The sequence below is a fragment of the Shewanella sp. GD04112 genome (assembly GCF_029835735.1).
Classification (GTDB): Bacteria; Pseudomonadota; Gammaproteobacteria; order Enterobacterales; family Shewanellaceae; genus Shewanella.
This window is the reverse complement of the sequence record NZ_JAOEAL010000001.1, coordinates 3613197-3635567: the sequence shown is the minus strand read 5'-3', so window position 1 is coordinate 3635567 and position 22371 is coordinate 3613197. Positions and strand designations below refer to the sequence as shown.

The following is a 22371-nucleotide window of genomic DNA, read 5'->3' as shown; positions in this document are numbered from 1 at the left end:
AGTTGTCTTCTCTCGCGAAAAGGATGGCCTTGATACCAAAGGCCATCCTTCTCTCTGCCCGCCAAGTCTTCTTATCTGTGCCTACACAGTCAATTTTCGAATCCGTTTCAGGCATCAAGGATACCTTGTTTGAAATATCAAACATTGTGTAAATTATTGTGCTTTTATGGCTAGTGTTTCCCGATTTGAAGGTGTAGGATGTGATAGTTGTTTAAAATAATGAACATAAAAATCAAGGGAACATCATGTCAGCCATACCTCACACTGGATCATATTATGCGGCATCGGCCAACGATAAGGTTGAGCGCGCGCGTTTACAGGAATCGATTGAAGCCGATGTTTGTGTGATTGGCGCGGGGTACACAGGCCTGTCTGCCGCACTGCATTTACTCGAATCGGGTTTTAGTGTGGTGGTGCTCGAAGCGGCGCGAATTGGCTGGGGAGCCTCGGGGCGTAATGGCGGACAAATCGTCAACAGCTATAGCCGTGACATTGATACCATTGAAAAAACCGTTGGCAAAGAACAAGCCAAGCTCTTTGGTCAAATGGCCTTCGAGGGCGGACGCATCATCCGTGAACGTATTGCTAAGTACAACATTGACTGCGATCTAAAGGATGGCGGCGTATTTGCGGCGATGAACGAAAAGCAGATGGGACATTTACGCCATCAAAAGCAGTTATGGGAAAGCCATGGCCATGTTGGCAAGCTTGAGATGCTCGATGCAAACAGCATTCGTTCTGTGGTAAATACTGAGCGCTATGTCGGCGGTATGTTGGATAAGAGCGGCGGCCATATTCACCCGCTGAATTTAGCCTTGGGTGAAGCCCGTGCGGTAGAATCCCTCGGCGGAAAGATTTTTGAAGACTCCGCGGTGCTGCGGGTCGATGAAGGCGATAGCCCTGTGGTGCACACCGCTAAGGGCAGTGTAAAAGCCAAGTTTGTGGTGGTGGCGGGTAACGCTTACCTCGGTAAACTCATGCCTGAATTGCAAGCTAAATCTATGCCCTGCGGCACTCAAGTGATCACCACAGAGCCCTTGGACGAGGAGTTGGCTGCAAATCTGTTGCCCCAAGACTATTGCGTCGAAGATTGTAACTATCTGCTCGATTATTTCAGGTTGTCTGGCGATAAGCGTCTGATCTACGGCGGTGGTGTTGTTTATGGTGCCCGCGACCCTGCGGATATCGAATCCCTGATTATCCCGAATATGCTCAAAACTTTCCCGCAGTTAAAAGGGGTTAAGGTTGATTACGCTTGGACGGGTAACTTTTTATTGACCTTATCGCGTTTACCACAGGTCGGCCGTATTGGTAAAAATATCTATTATTCACAGGGTTGTAGCGGCCATGGCGTCACTTATACCCACTTGGCAGGCAAGTTAATTGCCGAAATGCTCAATGGTCAAGCCACGCGTTTCGATGCTTTTGCAGCGCTGCCCCATTATCCCTTCCCTGGCGGACACGCCTTACGTGTGCCTTTTAGTGCGCTGGGGGCATGGTATTACAGTCTAAGAGATAAATTAGGTATCTAATTTATTTGAATTTTTTATACGAGGTAAGGCATTACCTCGTCGCGAGAGGAATTTCCTGTGTTGTTAAAAGACCCGAGTCTGCTGCGTCAGCAATGTTATATCAATGGTCAGTGGTGCGATGCGCAGTCAAAAGAAACTGTCGCTATTGCCAATCCCGCGACGGGCGCGGTGATAGCCAGTGTCCCAGTGATGGGGCAAGCCGAAACGCAAGCGGCGATTGCGGCAGCCGAAGCGGCCTTGCCCGCATGGCGAGCGCTTACCGCAAAAGAGCGTGGTGCCAAGCTGCGTCGCTGGTTTGAATTACTCAATGAAAACAGTGATGACTTGGCGCTAATGATGACTACTGAGCAGGGTAAACCCCTCGCCGAAGCTAAGGGTGAAGTCACCTACGCCGCCTCCTTTATCGAATGGTTCGCCGAAGAGGCGAAGCGCGTCTATGGCGATACGATTCCTGGGCATCAGGGCGATAAACGCATCATGGTGATCAAGCAGCCCGTGGGCGTGACTGCGGCTATTACTCCTTGGAACTTCCCTGCGGCGATGATCACCCGCAAAGCCGCGCCAGCACTGGCTGCAGGTTGTACTATGGTGGTGAAACCTGCGCCGCAAACGCCTTTTACCGCATTAGCCTTGGCCGTGCTTGCCGAGCGCGCCGGGATCCCTGCGGGTGTGTTCAGCGTGATCACTGGTGATGCTATTGGCATTGGTAATGAGATGTGCAGCAATCCAGTCGTGCGTAAGTTGTCTTTTACTGGCTCGACCCAAGTGGGCATTAAGTTAATGGAGCAATGCGCGCCGACTCTGAAGAAATTATCTTTAGAATTAGGCGGTAACGCGCCATTTATCGTATTCGACGATGCCAATATCGATGCGGCGGTTGAAGGCGTGATGATCGCTAAGTATCGCAATGCGGGGCAAACCTGTGTTTGCGCTAACCGCATTTATGTTCAGGCGGGCGTATATGATGAATTTGCTCGCAAGCTCAGCATTGCCGTGGGCAAATTAAAGGTGGGTGAGGGGATTACTGAAGGTGTCACTACAGGACCGCTCATCAATCGCGCGGCGGTCGAAAAAGTCCAGAGCCATCTTGAGGATGCGCTCAGTAAAGGGGCGTCTGTGGTTGCGGGCGGCAAGCCCCATAGCTTAGGTGGCAACTTCTTCGAGCCCACGGTACTGACACATGTCGATAGCAGTATGCGTGTCGCCCGTGAAGAAACCTTTGGCCCACTGGCGCCGCTGTTTAAGTTTACCGATGTGGACGATGTGATTAAGCAAGCCAATGATACCGAGTTTGGGTTAGCGGCTTATTTTTATGGCCGTGATATCTCACTCGTGTGGAAAGTGGCCGAGGCATTGGAATACGGCATGGTGGGCGTCAACACTGGGTTGATTTCCACCGAAGTCGCGCCGTTTGGCGGAATGAAATCCTCAGGACTTGGCCGAGAAGGCTCTAAGTTCGGCATCGAAGAATATTTAGAAATCAAATATATCTGTATGTCTGTTTAAGCATCAGTATGGAATAGACCGCCAGTGGTAGCCCTTTGGGCATAGGCATTGTTATCGACATTTGTGTATAGCCAAGTTAGGCACGCGAGCAAGGAATACTAAATGAGCACAACCAATGATTCATTGATGGCACGTCGCCAAGCCGCAGTCGCAGGCGGTGTTGGTCAAATTCATCCTGTTTTTACCGCTCGCGCCGAAAACGCGACCGTGTGGGATGTGGAAGGTCGAGAGTTTATCGACTTTGCGGGTGGTATTGCGGTGCTTAACACTGGGCATTTACATCCTAAGGTGAAGGCGGCCGTTGCGGCGCAGCTTGAGGACTTCTCCCACACCTGTTTTATGGTGCTTGGCTACGAAAGTTATATTCAAGTCTGTGAAAAACTGAATCAGTTAGTGCCGGGGGATTTTGCCAAGAAGACGGCCTTATTCACTAGCGGCTCAGAAGCCGTTGAAAACGCGGTTAAAGTTGCTCGTGCATACACTAAGCGGGCGGGCGTGATTGCCTTTACCTCGGGTTACCATGGCCGTACTATGGCGGCATTGGCGTTAACGGGAAAGGTCGCGCCTTACAGTAAAGGTATGGGATTAATGTCGGCCAATGTGTTCCGCGCCGAGTTCCCCTGTGCGCTGCACGGCGTGTCCGATGATGATGCGATGGCCTCTATCGAACGTATCTTTAAAAACGATGCCGAGCCGAGCGATATTGCGGCCATCATCCTCGAGCCTGTGCAGGGTGAGGGTGGGTTTTATGCCGCATCGCCAGCCTTTATGCAGCGTTTACGCGCGCTTTGCGACCGTGAAGGTATTATGTTGATTGCCGATGAAGTGCAAACGGGTGCGGGTCGCACTGGGACCTTCTTCGCCATGGAGCAAATGGGCGTGAGCGCTGATATCACGACTTTTGCTAAATCCATCGCCGGTGGTTTCCCCCTTTCAGGTATTACGGGGAAAGCTGAAGTCATGGATGCCATTGGTCCCGGTGGCCTTGGTGGCACCTACGGCGGTAATCCGCTGGCCTGTGCGGCGGCACTTGCGGTACTTGAGGTGTTTGAAGAGGAAAAGCTGCTTGAACGTGCCAATGCAATTGGCGAACGGATTAAGTCGGCGTTAAATACTATGCAAGTCGAACATCCGCAAATTGCCGATGTGCGTGGTTTAGGGGCGATGATCGCTATTGAACTGATGGAGGAGGGCAAACCCGCGCCTCAGTACTGTGCCCAAATCTTAGCCGAGGCAAGAGATAGAGGACTGATTCTCCTATCCTGTGGCACCTACGGTAACGTGCTGCGTATATTGGTGCCATTGACAGTACCAGACGAGCAACTCGCTGCGGGGCTGGGCATTCTTAAGTCCTGCTTCGATGCCGTGTTAAAAGGTTAACAGATATAAAAAAATCCCGCTTAGGCGGGATTTTTTATGGCGTGGTTTAACGCTTAAGAGCCTTTTATCTCCATTAGGATTTGCAGCGCTCGCTCACGTTTGTCCTGATCATACAAATCGTTGGTAAAGATAAACTCATCGACACCCAGCTCCTTCACTATCATCTCTAAGCGGTGCTTGATGGTGGTGGGGCCACCTGTGACGGATAAGCCTAAGAAGTTATCGACATAGGTTTTTTCCTGCTCGCTCCACAGGCCATCCATGCTGTCTACGGGCGGTTTTAACCACAGCGGTTCACCACGGATCAGCGCAAGCACCCGTTGCTTGGAGGTGGTGCTTAAGTATTCTGCTTCGGCGTCTGTCTCGGCGGCGATAAGTGGCAGGCCAAGCATGACATAGGGCTTATCCAACACCTTAGATGGCTTAAAGTCGCGGCGGTAAATCTCTATCGCATCGTAGAGGAATCTGGGCGCAAAATGCCCTGCAAAGACATAGGGTAAGCCGCGCTGTGCCGCAAGCTGGGCGCTAAACAGGCTAGAGCCGAGTAGCCAAATCGGCACATGGGTGCCTTCGCCGGGAATCGCTCTTACGGGATGACGGCCATTGTAGTCGCCGAGCAAGGTCTGTAACTCGCTCACCTCGGCGGGAAATTGCTCCGCGCGGCTCATATCGCGGTTAAGGGCGCGGCTGGTGATTTGATCGCTGCCCGGTGCGCGGCCAAGCCCTAAATCGATACGTCCAGGATAAAGACTCTCGAGCGTACCAAACTGCTCGGCAACCACTAAGGGCGCATGGTTGGGCAGCATAATCCCACCCGCACCGACGCGAATGCGTTTAGTATTTTCAGCAATATAACCAATTAACACCGATGTCGCGGCGCTGGCGATACCGGGCATATTGTGGTGCTCGGCAAACCAGAATCGATTAAAACCTAATTCATCGGCCACCTTAGCGTATTGTAGGCTGTCGCGCAGCGTGTCTCCGATGCTGGCGCCATGGCGAACCGGGGCGAGCTCTAAGAGTGAAAAGGGAATATCCGCTAGGGGAGATTTAGTCACAGCCTGCGATGGGGCGGCAGATGTTGAAGTCGATGATGTAGCCATAAATGAAGCGCCTCTTTGCGTGAGTCAGCTCTGTGGCAACGCCTTTATTTGTCTCCCACGGATGATGTGGGCGCTAAAGCGATTGCTCTGTCAGTGCAGATGGAGTCTTACCCTAGGATATGGTGACGTATCCATGATAAACAAGCTCAAGGCTTGAACTTAACACCGTCCTAAAATTGGAACCGAACATCTTAGTTTTGCAAATAGGGGTGAAAGCCTTATCCCAAGCCAATGCATGAAAAATCAGCACAGAAAGTTCAGATTGTTTGGTGATGAGCAGTAACCTAAAGGTATAAAAAAACTGCCGCAAGCGGGGCTTGTCGGCAGTTTTTATCGCTCACATATCACTTATGTGAATGAAGGATTATTGCTCGGCTTTCACATCACGTAGTGATGCCGCCGCGTTATCTTCAATGCTGTTATGGGCGTGATGACTTTCTGTCAAACGGCGCATTAGCGGTAATACGGCTAAGGCGATAAAAGTACAGACCACGGCCGCAATACCTAATTTATTGAATAGATTGGTATAGACGGGCAGAGTTTGCAGTGGATCGACTAAGTCCTGTGGCACGCTGGCAAAGTTAGCCACAACGCCGCCCAAGTACTGGGAAATCCCCGATGCCACGAAATACGCGCCCATCATAAAGCCGCCCATACGAGCCGGTACGTAGCGGGCGATCATGGCTAAACCAAGACCACTGACCAGTAATTCACCCAAAGAGTAAGAAGCGTAACCCCAAATCATTACCCAAGAAGAGGTTTTACCCTCAACGGCAAATTGACCTGCAAATCCGTAGATAAAGAAGCCAATCGCGACAACCGCAAAACCTAAGGCAAACTTAGCGGCAATCGAAAAGTCTTTATTATTACGACCTGCCCATGAATAACTCCAAGCCAAAACAGGGCTTAACACCATGATCCAGATTGGGTTCAGTGCTTGGAACTGTGCAGGAGACCAAGTCCATAAATGGGTACCAAAGACTTGGAAATCCCAATCGACGTTACGCAGCGCAAACAGGGCCAGAGAGGTCGACATTTGTTGATAGAAGATAAAGAAGAATACGGTCTGCACTGTGAGGATTAGCGCTGCGATAAGGCCGGCCCGCTCACTTGGCTCACTGGTACGAATTAAGTGGAAGAAAATCCCTAATACCGCCACACCCGCGGCATACACGAATACTCGGGCAACATCTTCATATTCAAGAATAATGGCTGAAGCAACAACGGAAAGCGCCGCTAATACTAAAACAATAGCCAAGTTCTTCTTGTTGACTGGGCGGGTATCAGGCTCTGAGCCATAGTTGGCGAGGCTCTTGTGCATCAGGGCATAGTTGCCTAAGCCGACGATTAAGCCCACACAGCACACGGCAAAGGCGGCATGCCAGCCAAATTCGTTACCGTATTGCGCGTTAACATAATCCTTAATCCAAGGCGTTAACAGCATAGAGAAGGTCGAACCTACGTTTACCGCCATGTAGTAGATGGTGAAGGCGCTATCGATTTTAGAATCGTCACCTTCGTAAATCTTACGGACTAAGTTACCCGCATTGGGTTTAAATAGGCCGTTACCGACCACAATCACCCCAAGTGCTGAGAACATAAACCAAGTGTTTTCGGTCGGCACTGTCATCAATGCATAACCTACCGACAAAATCCCCGCACCGAGCAGCATAGTGCGTTTGGTACCGAGAATTTTATCCCCAACCCAACCACCGATGGCCGGCGACACGTAAATCAGTGCCGCACAGGCACTCCAAACTAAGTTTGCTCGGGAGTCATCAAAGCCAAGACGCTGCACCATAAAGTACACGATCAGCGCCTGCATGCCGTAATAACCAAAACGTTCCCATAATTCGATAAGTGACACAGTCATAAACGAATGTGTCTTGCTTACCTGATTGGTACCAAGAGTCATAAAGCTTGCTTCCGTTATTGTTGTTTTGTGTTAGAGGCCAAGAGTATAAGGCGATAGTCTGTGCAAACCAATGCCACAACGCTACAGAATAGACTTTGTTACAAATGAAATGGTCATTTTTAATCTGGAATTAATTTTTGTAAAAAAATAGTGCTCAACTCGCGGCGCTTATTGTGAGTTGAGTCATGTCAGAGCATGTTGTTTCACGATAAATATCAAACTCTCAGCTAACCGAAATAATTCTACGATTTGCCGAAAAGGAGTCAGTTAAAAGTTTTACTTACGCTTAACAATTCACTATCTTAAAGGCTGGTAATCTCGTGACTGAGTGCTATTTTTTAAACTGAGAAGCAAAAATAAAAATGAACTAGATCAAAATAATTAGGCTCTTGACCTTCTATCTTTTGGAGTTTACTCGATGAAGCATTTGTCCATCAGTACTAAGTTGTTGTGGATCACTTCCGCCTTATTCCTCTCAATTGTCGCCATTCTCTCCATCAGCCTCTGGTGGACCCTTTCGGACCAAAACACAGAGCTGTCTAATCAGGTACAAGAGACACTACAAACGGAAACCCGTGACAAACTCGAAGCCCGTGCGGGCGAATATGGCGAGATGGTGGCGGGCTTTATCAATGAAGCCTATCGGATCCCGTTTTCCTTTTCCGGCATGTTGGAGAGCACGGCGGAAGATCTGCCATTAAAGCGTGACCGTTTAGAGCTGGCCGTGGCGGCGGTATTAAAGAAAAACAACCAGATATCCTCCATGTATGCGCAGTTTGAGCCTAATGGTTACGACGGACTCGACAGCGAATTTTTAAATGTTGAGGTTAGCCACAGCGTCGCATCATCGGGGGCATTGGAGGTGTATTACACTCGCAACGATGATGGTACGGTCGAACATCATCAAGTTGATGATTCAGCTGAGAAATATGTGACGACCTTAAACGAGTTTGGGATCCGAGAAGCCGAATGGTACCTCTGTGCCAAGGAAACCCTAAAACCTTGTTTAATGGAGCCTTATCTCTATGAGATCAGCCCTGGTAATACGGCTTTGATGACATCTTTAACCGTCCCAGTGGTGAAACATAAACAGTTCATCGGGGTGGTGGGCGTCGATGTGAACTTGCCGGTGTTTCAAGCGCTGATTGATAAGCTCTCCAAGAGTCTCTATGGCGGTCAAGCTAAAGTGACCCTACTCAGTACCCGTGGTTTAGTGGTCGCCGCGAGCCATTACAGCAAAAAAGCGCGTCCTCTGAGCGAATCTATTGACCCTAAACTTGCTTCACAGATAGTCGCGTTACATAAAAATGGCGGTTATATGGCAAGCGATGATGAGATTATCGTGGCCTATCCGATAAAAATCCCACTGGCGAAAGCGGAATGGTCATTGGCCATCGAAGTCCCTAAAGCCCAAGCCTTTAAGAGCTCCATTGAGTTGAACGACAAAATGGATGAAATGGCCACATCCCTTGGCAGCATCTTGTTGATGGTCGGTTTAGCCGTGTCCATTCTCGCCGTGGTTACCATCAGCATAGTGATCCGCAGCATTATTGCGCCGCTGAGGATGATCCAAGGCCGTGTGGAACACTTGGCCAGTGCCGATGGTGATTTAACCCAATCCATTGTGGTCGATGCCCATGCAGAACTGATTGCACTGGGTAAAGGCTTTAACTCCTTTATCCATAAGTTGAAAGACTTGATCAGCGAGTTAAAAACGCTCGCGGGACGCACTCAGGAGGAAAGTCTCTCCTCGGCGCAAATTGCGGAGTTGACCCGCGATAGTGTCCATCGCCAGTATGGCGAAATCGAGAGCGTGGTAACCGCGGTCAATGAGATGAGTGCCACGGCGCTTGAAGTGGCGAAAGCCTCTGAACAAACGGCTGCGGAAACTGAAGCCATGTCCCGTAATGTACGTCTCAGCGAAGAGAGCCTGACTAAGGCCATGGAATACGTAACCACAATGTCGCAGGAGTCGATGCAGGCGAAAGTGGCCGTGAGCAAAGTGGCTGAAAGTAGCACTAATATCAGCCGTATTCTCGAGGTGATTAGTTCAATTGCCGCGCAAACCAACTTGCTGGCGTTGAACGCTGCAATTGAGGCGGCGCGGGCCGGTGAACAAGGACGGGGTTTTGCCGTAGTGGCCGATGAGGTGAGGGCGCTTGCTTCTAAAACCCAAAGTTCGACCGATGATATCAGCGTATTAATCGATGCCCTGCAGCAAGAAGTAAATAGTGCCTCAGGTATTATCGATAAAGGTGCTGAGCGTGCGCAAATGGCCGTGTCGCAAACCGAGCAAGCGCTCACCTCGCTTAACTCTATGGTCAGTCAAATAGAGGAAATCTCTTCTCAGGTGACGCATATTGCCGCTGCAGCGGAGGAGCAAAGCGCGGTAACTGAAGAAGTTAACCGTAATATCACAGGGATTTCCGATTCGGCCTCGGAGCTGGCGCGCCTTGCGGGTGAAGCGCAGCAAAGCAGTGTGGTCCTCGCCGAACTGGTGAAACAGCAGCATCAACAATTAGGTAAGTTAAAGACCTAAATCGAGTATCCTTGCACAGCTTGCACAAGGGAAAGTCACCAAGGCGCTTAAGTGAATTTCACTCAGCGCCTTTGTTTTTGGTCTTATTTTAGCAATAGCCTAAAAGGGCAAATCGAAATCACGTTTGAATGGTTATTGGAAATGAAGTGGGTGGGGATGAGTGAATATCGACAGATGACAGACACAAAAAAGCCCATTATCAAATGGGCTTTTTTGTTGAATTGGGTGGTGGCCCCTCACGGACTTGAACCGTGGACCTAACGATTATGAGTCGTGTGCTCTAACCAACTGAGCTAAGGGGCCGACTAAAGGCAATCGTCATTACCTAAAGCGAGTGGCAGTATACTAAGCTTGTTTGCGCTTGTCACCCGTGTTTTTTGATGAAATTCACCGAATTGATTCAAGTGGTTATCTGTTAATCAACTGTGGTTTTTGCTTCTGGACTTCATATCGTCTGAATGGAGAAGTAATTTTTAACCATCTGATTTTGAAAGAGAGCTTAGCAATAGCTATTCAGGGGGAATTTTAGGGGATGTTAATGGGGGCAATAAAAAGCCCCGCTAGGCGGGGCTTAGAATCGATGCTTCGCTTTACTATTCGTCTAAGAACGACTTTAAGATTTCCGAACGTGAAGGGTGGCGCAGTTTACGCAGGGCTTTCGCCTCGATTTGACGGATACGCTCACGGGTTACGTCAAATTGTTTACCCACTTCTTCCAACGTGTGGTCGGTATTCATGTCGATACCAAAACGCATACGCAGTACTTTCGCTTCACGGGCCGTTAAGCCTGCTAATACCTCATGGGTGGCGCTCTTCAGGCTTTCGCTGGTGGCGCTGTCCAGTGGTAATTCGAGGGTGGTATCCTCGATAAAATCACCTAAATGCGAATCTTCATCGTCACCGATAGGGGTTTCCATGGAGATAGGTTCTTTAGCGATTTTCAGTACCTTACGGATCTTATCTTCCGGCATCATCATACGCTCTGCCAGTTCTTCAGGTGAGGGCTCACGACCCATTTCCTGCAGCATTTGACGAGAGATACGGTTCAGCTTGTTGATGGTTTCGATCATATGTACTGGAATACGGATCGTACGGGCTTGGTCCGCGATTGAGCGGGTGATTGCCTGACGGATCCACCAAGTTGCATAGGTCGAGAACTTGTAACCACGACGGTATTCGAACTTATCAACGGCCTTCATCAGACCGATGTTACCTTCTTGGATAAGATCCAAGAATTGCAGACCACGGTTGGTGTATTTCTTCGCGATAGAAATTACCAGACGTAAGTTTGCCTCAACCATTTCTTTCTTCGCACGGCGAGCCTTGGCTTCACCGATTGACATACGACGGTTGATGTCTTTAATGGCGGCAATCACTAAGCCGGTTTCTTCTTCGATGGCGGCCAGCTTGCTACGGCAACGCTGTACGTCTTCTTCAACCATTCTTAAGCCTTCGGCATAAGGCTTGTTTGAGTTCTTTTCTGCATCGAACCAATCGAGATTGGTTTCGTTACCAGTGAAGAATTTAACAAAGTTCTTCTTCGGCATTTTGGCCTGTTCGACACAGAGCTTCATCAGTAGACGCTCTTGAACGCGTACGCGGTCCATCATAGAGCGCATGCTTTTCACTAAGCGGTCGAATTGCTTAGGTACGAGGCGGAACTCTTTGAAAATTTCGCCGATTTCAAACAGTGCTTGAATCGATTCTGGGTGTTCACGACCTTTGGCATCGATGATCTTAAGCGCGTTTTCGTAGGCGGTTCTTAATTGGCTAAAGCGTTCACGCGCTTCTTCAGGATCGGGACCCTTGTTGCCATCATCATCGCCTTCGCCATCACCGTCTTCGTCTTCGTCGTCTTCATCGTCATCTTCATCATCGAGATCTTCTTCCGATAATTCAGAACCGATATGAGTCGCGGTTGGACCTAAGTCTTCTTCGTCCGGGTTAACAAATCCAGAGATAATATCAGACAGGCGCAGTTCGTCGGCTTCGTACTGGTCGTACTGCTCAAGGATCATGGCGATCGCTTGTGGGTATTCGGCGACAGAGCTTTGAACTGTGTTGATGCCTTCTTCGATGCGTTTGGCGATAACGATTTCGCCTTCACGGGTCAGCAGTTCAACGGTACCCATTTCGCGCATGTACATACGCACTGGGTCTGTGGTGCGGCCTAGCTCACTTTCTACTGTGGCAAGGGCGGCTGCGGCTTCTTCCGCTGCATCTTCGTCTGTGTTGTCTTCCGACATCATCATGTCATCGGCATCTGGTGCTTCTTCGAACACCCGAATACCCATGTCATTTATCATCTGGATAATATCTTCGATCTGGTCAGAATCGACCATGTCTGCAGGTAAGTGATCGTTCACTTCTGCATAGGTTAAGTAACCTTGCTCTTTACCTTTGGCAAGCAACAGCTTGAGTTGCGACTGCGGAGTATGATCCATAGATATCATCCAAGTTGGGAAACTGTTACAACGACGGACAGTTAGCCTGTGCTAAGTGCCGCGCAAATCGTCAATTATAGCCATGTGCACTTACCTGTGCTAGTCACTGGGATACTGATTGAGGACATTTTTGCCTCAGTTTAGTCCTTTCATGACTGAGATCAGCTTCTGCAGCTGGATCTTCTCTTCCTTAGTATGGGTCTGTTTTAGACTCAATTCCTGATATCGTTGCTCAATATATTGATTGTTCAACCAAACCAGGGTCTGTTTAAACTTTTCGAGCAGGTTTTCATCCGCCACTTGATGGTCCCATTGGGCTAATTTATGCAGCGTCCCGCTGTGGGGGCTGTCTCTGAATTGCTCAAGTAGTTGTGCGCTGTTTAACCTATGCTCTCGTGTTAATTCCAACAGCAATGGCAGCAAGTCGATGCCTGGCATTTGCAGATGGTTTAATGCCGGTTGTGGGGATAATCCCACGCCCAGCTCGGGATGCTGTACTAACAAGGCGATGGCAAGTCGCAATGGCGTACCGCGTCCTTTGAGTCCCGTTGATGCTGTGGGCTTAGTTTGTTTGACACTAAAACCCAGTTTTTTCTTCATATCGTCTGAGCTGTTCATGCCTAACTTGTGAGCTAAGTTCTCAAGCAGTAGGTTTTGCAGCACAGTATCTTGAATTTTTTCAATTAGGCCAAAGGCTTGTTTGGCTAAGTTACCTTTATCGGTACCAAATTTTGTCGCTAATGTATCAAACAAAAATTCGGGCAGCGTGATGGCACTTTCCATCATTTGCTCGAAGGCGTCTTTACCAATCTTACGAACCATTGAATCCGGATCTTCAGATTGGGGTAAAAACATAAAACGCACTTTGTCCCCAGGTTTGAGTAGGGGTAAAGCGGTTTCTAAGGCGCGCCAGGCGGCCTCATTACCGGCTCTATCGCCGTCATAACAACAAATCACTTCCTTAGCACTACGCAGCAACAATTGGAATTGTTCAGCCGTCGTCGAGGTGCCAAGGGAGGCGACCGCGTAATCCACGCCATATTGGGCGAGGGCAACCACATCCATATAGCCTTCGACAATCAGTACTTTATCGGGATCGCGATGACGTTGTTTTAGCTCGTATAGGCCGTAGAGTTCATTGCCCTTATGAAATATGGGCGTTTCTGGCGAATTCAAGTACTTGGGGGTGCCATCTCCCAATACTCTGCCACCAAATCCAATCACACGACCACGGCGGTCGCGAATAGGAAACATCAGGCGGTCACGGAATCTGTCGTATCTTTTACCGCTATCATTACTGATTAGCATGCCTGCGGTCAGGAGTTTATCCTGTGCATCTTGACTGTGTCGGTAGCGGCTTAATAAGCCATCCCAACCGTCGGGCGCAAAACCAATCCCAAAATGCTCAACAATATCATCGGATAATCCGCGATAGGCGAGGTAGTCGATGACTTTTTGCTTGTCTTGGTGTTGTCTTAACTGAGTTTGAAAAAAGCGGCTCGCTTCTTCCATTAATTGGTATAGATCACGGCTTAGGCCATCGTCTTGGCGTTTACCCGTGCCTTGTTCCCTTGGGACTTCTAAGCCCAGTTGTCCGGCAAGATCTTCTATGGCATCGACAAAGTCGAGTCTGTCGTACTCCATCACAAAATCGATGGCGTTGCCGTGGGCACCGCAGCCAAAACAATGATAAAACTGTTTATCGCGGCTAACGGTAAACGAAGGTGATTTTTCGCTATGAAAAGGACAACAGGCCGAGTAGTTTTTACCCGCCTTTTTCAAGGGCACCTTGCGGTCGATAAGTTCGACAATGTCGGTGCGAGCGATTAGCTCATTGATAAAATCACGAGGTATTGCCATTGAGTGCTTAAAATCTCGCCTTGCGCGAATTTAAACAAACAAGCCGCGCATAGGCACGGCTTGTTCATACATTGAAACGCTAATTATTGCAATTTTGCACGGATCATAGCGCCGATAGCGCCCATGTCTGCACGTCCTTGAACTTTAGGTTTTAATGCTCCCATTACTTTGCCCATATCCGCCATGGAGGATGCGCCTATTTCAGCAATAGCGGCATCGATGAACGCGGCAATTTCCGCCTCAGAGAGGGGAGTCGGCAGGAAAGTTTCAATAACTTGAATCTCTTCTGCTTCTGCTGCGGCCAACTCGCTACGACCCGCTGCTTCATATTGAGCAATCGAATCGCGACGTTGTTTCACCATTTTGGTTAAGACAGCTATAACCTGCTCATCATTCAGGCTTTCGCGGGTATCCACTTCAATCTGTTTGATGGCTGCAAGTGCCATACGAATAGTACTCAATCTCGCCTTCTCTTTGGCGATCATGGCCTGTTTCATATGGTCTTTTAGCTGATCAATTAGGCTCATAAGAGATTAGTATAAACGTACGCGACGTGCGTTTTCGCGAGAAAGCTTTTTAGCTAAACGTTTAACTGCAGCTGCTTTAGCGCGCTTACGTGCAGTAGTTGGCTTCTCGTAGAATTCACGAGCACGCACGTCAGCTAAAATACCAGCTTTTTCACAAGAGCGCTTGAAACGACGCAGAGCTACGTCGAATGGTTCGTTTTCACGTACTTTAATAATTGGCATACGCCATCACCCCTTAGGTGTAGGTTGTGTGGTTCAATTGCTTGAACCAAGTGTATTTAAAATGGTGCGGAATTTTATACCGAGACAACTAGGCTTGTAAAGCCCTAATCCTGTGTGGCGGGTTTGGCCACAGGAATATGATGATCGGCGGCTGGAGTAATTGCCATCATACAGGTAGAATTAGCGCCCTTTGGTAATTTGGATATGAGGCACCATGCGGGTTCTAGGTATTGAGACATCTTGTGACGAGACAGGTATTGCCGTCTATGACGATAAGCTAGGGTTACTTTCCCATGCTTTATATAGTCAGGTTAAGTTGCATGCGGATTATGGTGGGGTTGTGCCTGAACTGGCTTCCCGCGACCATGTGCGCAAAATTGTCCCGCTGATCCGCCAAGCGCTGAAAAATGCCAATACCGAAATTGCCGATTTAGATGGGATTGCCTACACCAAAGGCCCAGGCCTTATTGGTGCTTTATTAGTGGGCGCTTGTGTTGGCCGCTCACTTGCCTTTGCTTGGAACAAACCCGCCATCGGTGTGCACCATATGGAAGGGCATCTGTTGGCGCCAATGCTGGAAGACGATGCGCCAGAGTTTCCCTTTGTGGCACTGTTAGTGTCTGGTGGCCACTCCATGTTAGTAAAGGTCGATGGTATCGGCCTTTATGAAGTCTTAGGTGAGTCGGTGGATGACGCCGCTGGTGAAGCCTTCGATAAAACCGCTAAGTTAATGGGGCTGGATTATCCCGGTGGTCCACGGCTTGCGAAACTGGCCGCTAAAGGTGAGCCAGCAGGTTATCAATTTCCTCGGCCAATGACCGACAGACCCGGACTCGATTTTAGTTTCTCAGGGCTTAAAACCTTTACCGCCAATACCATTGCCGCTGAGCCCGATGATGAGCAAACCCGCGCGAACATCGCCCGCGCCTTTGAAGAAGCGGTCGTCGATACGCTCGCGATTAAATGTCGCCGCGCGTTAAAACAAACCGGCTATAACCGTTTAGTGATAGCCGGTGGTGTGAGCGCCAACACGCGCTTACGGGAAACCTTGGCCGAGATGATGACCTCTATCGGTGGCCGAGTTTATTATCCACGTGGTGAATTCTGTACTGACAATGGTGCCATGATTGCCTTTGCTGGCCTGCAGCGTTTAAAGGCGGGGCAACAGGAAGACTTAGCGGTCAAAGGGCAACCGAGATGGCCGCTCGATACCTTACCGCCAGTTGCGTAGGTTATCGCGAGCCAAATAAGAACAATAAAAAAACAGCGCATAATGCGCTGTTTTTTTTATGGTTCTCTTGGATTGGTCACTCGCATATTGTTTCTCGAATGAGCTATCAAGTCATTTCTCGGCGTGAGTATTTTTAGTATAGCTATGGTGTTGAGTAACTAGAGTGTTACATAACTAAGGTGCTTTAGGACGCTTTTTACGTGACACCTTAGACTCTTCACCTTTCAGTAACCGCTGAATATTTTCTTTATGGCGGATGATAATCAGGGTTGAGAGCATAGCGACGGGGATCGTAAATCTGTCATCCAGCCACCAAGTATAAAGTGGTGCCAGTAGGGCGGTGATAATAGCAGCGAGGGAAGAGTAGCGGCTGATCAGGACTAAGACGACCCAAGATGCCATCAAGCAGATGGCCAAGTCATCACCAATCGGCGCCATGGCACCAAAAGCGGTCGCCACACCTTTGCCACCTTTAAAACCAAAAAATATCGGATAGATATGGCCAAGACAGGCGGCGATTGCGATCAAACCGAGGGAAATGGCATCGATTCCCATTAAATAGGCAAGATAGGTGGGTAAGGCGCCCTTAAGCATATCGAAAAATAACACCATGGCAGCCGAGCTTGCGCCGCCAATGCGCAGCACGTTGGTGGCTCCGGGGTTGCCTGAGCCTTGCGATCTGGGGTCGGGTAGGCCTCTCATCCTACACACTAGCACAGCACTTGAGACAGAACCGGCTAAATAGGCGGCCACAATCATCAAAAGTGTCAGTGTTAATTGACTCACATTGGTTTCCTTACACGTCTTAAGGTATTATCGCGCCACAATTAAACAGCCTCTTGGCAAGCATTCAGTCATAAGCGATAGCGATAACGCGACTTATCAAGTTGCGATAGTTTCTGAACGAACAAATCCATTTGGGCGTTATCCTACTTCGGATTGGTCCGAGTAGAAAGTAAATTAGTCGTTCCATCGAACGGCGGATTATACAGACTCTATCGCGTTTAGCTTATCAGACCTCATTGGCATGAGTTAGTAGGAATTAGTATGGATAAAGTGCTTATTCGACAATTACGTATTGATACTGTGATTGGCGTCTATGAATGGGAAAAGAAAATCCAGCAGAGCCTGTTTTTGGATCTCGACATGGCTTGGGACAATAAGGCCGCGGCGGCAACTGACGACTATCAATACGCGCTCTGCTATGAAACGGTGTCAAACCGCCTGACTCAGCTCGTCACCGAAAAGCCCATCGAGTTAATCGAAACCGTGGCCGAACGAGTGGCCGAATGTGTGCTCAATGAGTTTAAGGTCAATTGGGTGAAAGTCGTGGTGATGAAACCCGGCGCCGTGCCTTCGGCCTCTGCCGTTGGGGTTGAGATTGAACGCTCACGCTAATTGGTTCTCTAGATTCGGGTTTTAGCTTAGTTAGGCAGACGGTTCGGACATGGGTATGGCACGTATATACATTAGTTTAGGCAGTAATATAGAACCTTCTCGCTATCTGAAGGCGGGCTTGCAGTCATTACGAGAGCACTTTGGTCCACTGCAGCTTTCTTCTATGTATGAGAGTGAAGCCGTAGGGTTTGATGGCACTAACTTTTTAAATATGGTGGCCTGTGCACAAACGAGCCTGAATATTGCTGAGGTAGTTGCGCAGTTTAAGCAAATCGAGCAAAATCACGGCCGGTTGGTGGGGGCCAAAAAGTTTAGTCCAAGAACCTTAGATATTGACCTATTGCTTTACGATGATGTCGTTTGTCAGATCCCTGTGGTACTGCCCCGCGCCGAAATTGTCACTAATGCTTTTGTGCTTTGGCCTTTAGCGGAAATCGCCCCCGATTTGGTTCACCCATTGCAGCAGAAAACCTATGCCGTAATGTGGGATGAATATGATAAAGCGTCGCAAAAGCTGTGGCCAGTAGCCTTTGAATGGCCTCATGGGCTCACTTTTTAATTGATTGATAGGATTGTCATGGATACGTTTCAGGTAATTATTTTAGCGTTAATTCAAGGATTAACAGAGTTCCTCCCCATTTCTAGTTCGGCGCACCTTATCCTACCCGCACAGCTTTTAGGCTGGGAAGACCAAGGCTTATCCTTCGACGTTGCCGTGAACACGGGTTCATTATTCGCCGTGGTGATTTATTTTCGCAATGAACTCTGGGCCATGTTCAAGGCCTGGATTGCTAGCATGGTGAAAGGTCAGCATTCCGATGACAGTAAGTTAGCCTGGTGGATCATTCTTGCCACTTTACCTGCAGTGTTTTTTGGCTTTATGGCCAAAGACTTTATCGAAACCCATCTGCGCAGCGCTGGTGTTATCGCCGTGACGACTGTGGTCTTTGGTTTACTGCTTTGGTGGGCGGATAAGATGTCACGCCGTGACTTAACGGTTTATCAAACGGGTTGGCGCAAGGCGCTATTAATTGGTTTTGCTCAGGCGCTAGCGTTAATTCCTGGTACTTCACGCTCGGGCGCGACGATGACTGCCGCGCTGATGTTAGGTCTTAGCCGTGATGCCGCAGCGCGTTTCTCGTTTTTGATGTCTGTGCCTGTCAGTTTGGGCGCGGCTATTCTAGTGGGTAAAGATTTGGCTGAAAGCCCGCTTCCCATTGATTATCAAGCACTGACACTTGGCACTGTGATTTCATTTGTAGCCGCTTATCTGTGTATTCACTATTTCTTAAAAATCATCAGCCGTATGGGTATGACGCCATTTGTGATTTACCGCCTCATCCTCGGTGCTGTGTTATGTGGATTTATCTTCCTATAATACAGAGGCGTCATGGCTAAAAATCGGGTCTAGTACCCGATTTTTGTGTTTTTAGGCGCGGATTTTCGTTAACGGAGTAAGTTATGGGCCTTCAATTTCAATGTCCTACCTGTGGTTCGGCACTGATGCAGCATCAGGCATCCCAAGGTTTTTACTGTGCGAACAAGCACCATTTTGATAAAAGCGAAGCGGGTTATTGGATTTTTACTAAACCAGCACGGCAAAAGCCAACTGGCGACTCTCGTCAGCAAGTGCGGGCAAAGCGCTTCTTGCTTGAGTCGGGGATTTTTTCACCTTTAGTTGAAAAAATGGCGGCGATCATCGCCCCTCATCTGAAAGCGGATGATTGCCTATTGGACTATGAGTGCGCTGACGGCTTCTATTTGCGAGCTTTAGCTTCTGTACTACCTAAACTCACAAACGAGCTAAACGTCCAGTACAGTGGCGTAGCGGACGCAGAAAATACTATTTTTGCTGCGGCCAAAGCGCAAACCCCTGCCGCGCTGTGCTTAAGCACCTCAAAAGTGCTGCCTTTTGCCGACAATTGCATTGACCTTATTACCGTGGTCGATAAGCCGTTGAAGGGGAAGGAATGCGTTCGAGTCCTTAAAGACCAGGGCTTGATGTTACTGGTGATCCCGGGGGCGCGGCATTTGTGGCAAATTAGGGAGTGTATTTATCCGGAACTGACTGAAAAAATGCCCCAAATTAACTTACCTTCGGGTTTAATTGTCAAAGAACAGCAGCAATTGCAATTTAGTTTGTCCGTTACGGGTGAACAAGCGCTGGTCTTGCTGGATATGACACCCTATGCGTGGCGAGCCTCTGAACAAGTTAAACACCTTATTCGGACGAAAGCCTTCGATACGCTGGAAATTGATTTTGTTTTGGTCTTAGCGCAAAAGTCTTTAATTGAGTCCTAATAGGCCAAAACACCTAATTGAATAGGATGTTTTTTAATCTATTCATTGGTTTAGGGAATGCGTTTCTGGGTGCTTGAATAGGGTGAATTGCGCAAGTCTATGATACTAATCGAGCTTTTTATGTTGTTTTAATGTAAATGCGAAACGGCGTCCCTTAAACTTTATCTTTATTACACTTTTGTCTCTCACAATTATTACCCGTTTATTGCCTTTGTTTCCCTAATGGCCTCAGTTTGTCGCGTTGCAGTTTCTTTAAAATGCCGACGATAACACTGGGGCAAAAATAAAGTTTTAAGCAAAAAGATTCGTGGAGATTAAGAAAACTTAAAATCTCAGTTTATGGATGAGATTAAAAATCAAATCCACTTAAAACAAATGAGCGATGAACTTCGGTTTTGGACTGGCATTGCCGTTAAGCCGAATGAGTTTTAAAGAGATGATGAGTGTAAAGGGCTAAAGAGCCGAGAAAGTGTAGGTTTAAATTGGAGATGACTTTTAAAGATAAGATGGGTGCTTGGATTAACTAAGGCCATAAAAAAAGGCTTGGATGGATGTGCTATTCGCTTTCATCTTTCTCAAGCCTTTTATGCTAACCTGCTGAATTACAGGTTAATTACTTATCATTACTTCTTGTAACGAGAAGCAACGTTGTCTAGACGGTCGTTAGCGCGCTTAGCTTCTGCTTGTGCGTCCATAGCTGCTGCTTTAGCATCTTTAACGTCTGCAGACAGTTTGCTTTGCTCTGATTTCAGAGAGCTAACATCAGCTGACAATTGATCAACTTTGTTGCCCAGAGTTGCAACGCTTTCTTCCAGAGCAGTAGTGTTTGCACAACCACCTAGTAGGGCAGTCATTGCTAAACCAGCAATCATCAGTACTTTTTTGTTCATTGTAAAAAATCCCTTAAAATAGGTTGGATTTGAATGTTTCGTCACTTTGGAATCGAAACTGCCTAATTATGACATAGCTATTTTAATTTGCTACGAATATTAATGCGTTTAACCACTATAGACATATAAATTTTTTTTAAAAGCGTTTTTTCGCGGTTATATCGGCCTTTTTCATCGAAAAATGGCACTGTATTTACCAGAAAGTGTGGTCGCATTTACAAAAATATTACAATTTTATGGCGTTTGTTTGGCTTGGGATTGCTGCCAGTTGAGTTTCACTCGCTCAACAACCTCTATCCGCTTCGAATTGAGCGCCTGTTTTATCTGTACACCTTGAAAACCTGCCGCAATAATAGCCTTCACATCGACCGTATTGGCGGCTAAAAAACAAGCAGAAAGATAATCGCCTTGTGGATAGGCGTGATGCTCGAATCCGGTTCGGCCACGCATATCGGCGAGACAGGCTAATAGAAGTTGCTCCAGCCGTTCTGGTTTACGCCAAAAATCGGCTTTATCGAAGAGTTTGATGATAGTTTCGCTCCTTAACTCAAAAGCTTGGTGCACATTCTGATGTTGGTCGCTCACCAAGAGCGCCAGATCGCGATACTCGTTGGGGATCCGCAAGCGTTCACACAGACTTTTAATGACGGGTAAGCCTTTTTGTCCATGACCATGGTGTTTAGGCCAATGCTCTTTAGGGCTTAATGCTTTACCCAAGTCATGCACTAGGGCGGCAAAACGCACGGCTTTTTCCTCTGTCAGAGCGGTGGCTTGAGCTAACACCAACATAGTGTGCAAACCCGTATCTATCTCTGGGTGCCATTTTTCAGGTTGTGGCACACCAAAAAGCGCCTCAATCTCAGGGAAAAGAATATTCAAGGCGCCACATTGGCGTAGCACCTCGAAAAAGACTTCTGGGTGAGGGCTGCCAAGACTCTTATCGACTTCTTGCCAGACGCGCTCTGGGGTAAGGGCGGTTAACTCCTCGGTTTGGCTCATGTGCTGCATTAATGCCATGGTTTCATCGGCAATCTCGAAACCTAAGTCATGAAAACGTGCGGCAAAGCGGGCAACCCTTAATACTCGCAGCGGATCTTCGGCAAAGGCGACCGACACATGTCGCAGCTTACGCGCGTTGATATCGGCGATGCCATGGTAAGGATCGTACAAGTTACCCGCCTCATCTTGGGCGATGGCATTAATGGTTAAATCGCGTCTCAGCAGGTCTTGCTCTAGGGTGACATCCGGACTGGCGTAACAGCTGAAACCGCCATAGCCGAGGCCGACTTTGCGCTCTGTGCGTGCTAATGCATATTCTTGTTGGGTTTTAGGGTGCAAAAAGACTGGGAAGTCTTTACCTACCTGGCGATAACCTAACTGCTGCATTTGCTCCGGAGTCGCGCCGACAACCATAAAATCTTTATCTTTTATAGGGAGATTGAGCAGGCTGTCTCGTACAGCTCCGCCCACTAAATAAATTTTCACAGGAATATTTTAGCTAGTGTGTCATAAAGCTAGCTTAA

The 22371-nt window shown here is 48.3% G+C and carries 18 protein-coding genes and 1 tRNA gene; 9 read left to right on the top strand and 10 right to left on the bottom strand.

Annotation, left to right across the window (positions count from 1 at the left end; genetic code table 11):
- The first annotated feature begins 245 nt into the window (after positions 1-245).
- The 3 genes from N7386_RS16040 (at position 246) to gabT (ending at position 4418) form a co-directional block, all read left to right on the top strand.
- Positions 246-1532, top strand: coding sequence for an FAD-binding oxidoreductase (locus N7386_RS16040; protein WP_279769661.1), 1287 nt, complete (start codon positions 246-248; stop codon positions 1530-1532).
- A gap of 57 nt (positions 1533-1589) precedes the next feature.
- The gene (gene gabD / locus N7386_RS16035) at positions 1590-3038 is read left to right on the top strand and encodes an NADP-dependent succinate-semialdehyde dehydrogenase (RefSeq protein ID WP_279769658.1); all 1449 of its coding nucleotides are present in this window, start codon (positions 1590-1592) and stop codon (positions 3036-3038) included.
- 102 nt (positions 3039-3140) lie between these two features.
- Complete coding sequence (gabT, locus tag N7386_RS16030; protein WP_088210455.1) at positions 3141-4418, top strand: 4-aminobutyrate--2-oxoglutarate transaminase; 1278 nt, start codon at positions 3141-3143, stop codon at positions 4416-4418.
- Between the two features lie 53 nt (positions 4419-4471).
- Here gabT and N7386_RS16025 read toward each other — a convergent pair whose 3' ends face one another.
- Both N7386_RS16025 and N7386_RS16020 read right to left on the bottom strand, forming a co-directional pair.
- On the bottom strand, positions 4472-5521 hold the full coding sequence (locus N7386_RS16025; RefSeq protein ID WP_279769655.1) for an LLM class flavin-dependent oxidoreductase: 1050 nt from the start codon (positions 5519-5521) through the stop codon (positions 4472-4474).
- Positions 5522-5885: 364 nt separating this feature from the next.
- Positions 5886-7436, bottom strand: coding sequence for an oligopeptide:H+ symporter (locus N7386_RS16020; RefSeq protein WP_011717927.1), 1551 nt, complete (start codon positions 7434-7436; stop codon positions 5886-5888).
- A 418-nt stretch (positions 7437-7854) separates the two neighbouring features.
- On the opposite strand from N7386_RS16020, the gene N7386_RS16015 reads away from it, so the two are divergent.
- Complete coding sequence (locus N7386_RS16015; protein WP_279769653.1) at positions 7855-9975, top strand: methyl-accepting chemotaxis protein; 2121 nt, start codon at positions 7855-7857, stop codon at positions 9973-9975.
- 226 nt (positions 9976-10201) lie between these two features.
- Here N7386_RS16015 and N7386_RS16010 read toward each other — a convergent pair.
- From N7386_RS16010 to rpsU, 5 genes are all read right to left on the bottom strand, one after another.
- Positions 10202-10278, bottom strand: a tRNA-Ile gene (locus N7386_RS16010).
- A gap of 290 nt (positions 10279-10568) precedes the next feature.
- Positions 10569-12419, bottom strand: a complete 1851-nt coding sequence (gene rpoD / locus N7386_RS16005) for an RNA polymerase sigma factor RpoD (RefSeq protein WP_086903108.1) — start codon at positions 12417-12419, stop codon at positions 10569-10571.
- A 135-nt stretch (positions 12420-12554) separates the two neighbouring features.
- Positions 12555-14279: a DNA primase gene (gene dnaG, locus N7386_RS16000; protein WP_011626923.1), complete on the bottom strand. Its 1725-nt coding sequence runs from the start codon at positions 14277-14279 to the stop codon at positions 12555-12557.
- An 83-nt stretch (positions 14280-14362) separates the two neighbouring features.
- Entirely contained in the window at positions 14363-14806 is a 444-nt protein-coding gene (locus N7386_RS15995) for a GatB/YqeY domain-containing protein (RefSeq protein ID WP_279769649.1), read from the bottom strand.
- Positions 14807-14812: 6 nt separating this feature from the next.
- Positions 14813-15028: a 30S ribosomal protein S21 gene (gene rpsU / locus N7386_RS15990; RefSeq protein WP_006080725.1), complete on the bottom strand. Its 216-nt coding sequence runs from the start codon at positions 15026-15028 to the stop codon at positions 14813-14815.
- 214 nt (positions 15029-15242) lie between these two features.
- On the opposite strand from rpsU, the gene tsaD reads away from it, so the two are divergent.
- Complete coding sequence (gene tsaD / locus N7386_RS15985) at positions 15243-16259, top strand: tRNA (adenosine(37)-N6)-threonylcarbamoyltransferase complex transferase subunit TsaD (protein ID WP_011623654.1); 1017 nt, start codon at positions 15243-15245, stop codon at positions 16257-16259.
- 174 nt (positions 16260-16433) lie between these two features.
- Here the strand turns inward: tsaD and plsY are convergent, their stop codons facing one another.
- Complete coding sequence (plsY, locus tag N7386_RS15980; protein WP_011626921.1) at positions 16434-17045, bottom strand: glycerol-3-phosphate 1-O-acyltransferase PlsY; 612 nt, start codon at positions 17043-17045, stop codon at positions 16434-16436.
- A 261-nt stretch (positions 17046-17306) separates the two neighbouring features.
- Here plsY and folB point away from each other — a divergent pair, with 261 nt between their 5' ends.
- The 4 genes from folB to N7386_RS15960 all read left to right on the top strand — a co-directional run bounded on the left by folB (position 17307) and on the right by N7386_RS15960 (position 19958).
- Positions 17307-17657 (top strand): dihydroneopterin aldolase, encoded by a 351-nt coding sequence (gene folB / locus N7386_RS15975; RefSeq protein WP_126511720.1) that lies wholly within the window; start codon positions 17307-17309, stop codon positions 17655-17657.
- 55 nt (positions 17658-17712) lie between these two features.
- Complete coding sequence (folK, locus tag N7386_RS15970; RefSeq protein WP_279769646.1) at positions 17713-18216, top strand: 2-amino-4-hydroxy-6-hydroxymethyldihydropteridine diphosphokinase; 504 nt, start codon at positions 17713-17715, stop codon at positions 18214-18216.
- 18 nt (positions 18217-18234) lie between these two features.
- Positions 18235-19035 carry an undecaprenyl-diphosphate phosphatase gene (locus N7386_RS15965; protein WP_011717919.1) on the top strand — a complete coding sequence of 267 codons (801 nt, stop codon included), beginning with the start codon at positions 18235-18237 and terminating at the stop codon, positions 19033-19035.
- Positions 19036-19118: 83 nt separating this feature from the next.
- The gene (locus N7386_RS15960) at positions 19119-19958 is read left to right on the top strand and encodes a putative RNA methyltransferase (protein WP_279769644.1); all 840 of its coding nucleotides are present in this window, start codon (positions 19119-19121) and stop codon (positions 19956-19958) included.
- A gap of 623 nt (positions 19959-20581) precedes the next feature.
- Here the strand turns inward: N7386_RS15960 and N7386_RS15955 are convergent.
- Both N7386_RS15955 and N7386_RS15950 read right to left on the bottom strand, forming a co-directional pair.
- Positions 20582-20848, bottom strand: a complete 267-nt coding sequence (locus tag N7386_RS15955) for an Lpp/OprI family alanine-zipper lipoprotein (RefSeq protein ID WP_011623648.1) — start codon at positions 20846-20848, stop codon at positions 20582-20584.
- A gap of 234 nt (positions 20849-21082) precedes the next feature.
- Positions 21083-22333 carry a multifunctional CCA addition/repair protein gene (locus N7386_RS15950; RefSeq protein ID WP_279769643.1) on the bottom strand — a complete coding sequence of 417 codons (1251 nt, stop codon included), beginning with the start codon at positions 22331-22333 and terminating at the stop codon, positions 21083-21085.
- Positions 22334-22371: the final 38 nt, after the last annotated feature.